Here is a 1,170-nt window from a genome sequence, read left to right on the forward strand (position 1 = left end):
ACTCTATGATAGCTGACACGACGCCAGCACCTACTGTACGGCCGCCTTCTCTTATAGCAAACTTCAAACCTTCTTCCATCGCTATCGGTGTTATTAACTCTACTTTTATCGTTACGTGGTCCCCCGGCATCACCATCTCTACTCCCTCTGGTAACTGTATCGTCCCTGTTACGTCTGTCGTCCTAAAGTAAAATTGTGGCCTGTATCCATTGAAAAATGGTGTATGCTTCCTCCTTCTTCCTTCGTCAATACGTATACCTGCCCCTCAAATTTCATGTGCGGCTTTATCGTCCCTGGCTTCGCCAATACTTGCCCTCTCTCTACTTCGTCCCTCTGTATCCCTCTTAATAACACTCCTATGTTGTCCCCTGCTTGCGCTTCGTCCATCGTCTTCCTGAACATCTCTACCCCTGTCACTACTGTCTTCTTAGATTCTGTCGTAAGCCCTATTATCTCTACTTCGTCCCCTACTTTTACTTTGCCTCTCTCTACTCTCCCTGTCGCAACTGTCCCTCTTCCCGTTATTGTAAATATGTCCTCTACTGGCATTAAAAATGGCTTGTCTATGTCCCTCTCCGGTGTCGGTATATATTCGTCTACTACATCCATTAACTGCCATATCTTCCCGCACCATTCGCATTCTCTCTTGCCACATCCACATTCTAATGCCTTTAATGCTGAACCTACTACTATCGGTGTGTCATCCCCAGGAAATTCATATTCGTTTAATAACTCCCTTACTTCCATCTCTACCAGCTCTATTAATTCTGCATCGTCTACCATGTCTGCCTTGTTTAAAAATACTACTATATATGGCACTCCTACCTGCCTCGCTAATAATATGTGCTCCCTCGTCTGTGGCATCGGACCGTCTGCTGCTGATACTACCAATATCGCTCCGTCCATCTGTGCTGCACCTGTTATCATGTTCTTTACGTAGTCCGCGTGACCTGGACAGTCTACATGCGCATAGTGCCTCTTCTCTGTCTCATATTCTACGTGAGTCGTGTTTATTGTTATTCCCCTTGCTCTCTCCTCCGGTGCCTTGTCTATCTCGTCATATCCTTTCTTCTCTGCTAACCCCGCATTCGATAATACCATCGTTATCGCCGCTGTCAATGTCGTCTTACCATGGTCTACGTGCCCTATCGTCCCTACATTTACATGCGG

Annotated in this window: 1 pseudogene; it reads right to left on the minus strand. The window is 46.3% G+C overall.

From position 1 onward, the window contains the following. Positions 1-1,170, minus strand: a pseudogene (tuf, locus tag JCM7501_RS13355) (elongation factor Tu); the annotation flags it as partial.

It is taken from the genome of Thermoanaerobacter thermocopriae JCM 7501 (genome assembly GCF_001310975.1).
Lineage (GTDB): Bacteria > Bacillota > Thermoanaerobacteria > Thermoanaerobacterales > Thermoanaerobacteraceae > Thermoanaerobacter > Thermoanaerobacter thermocopriae.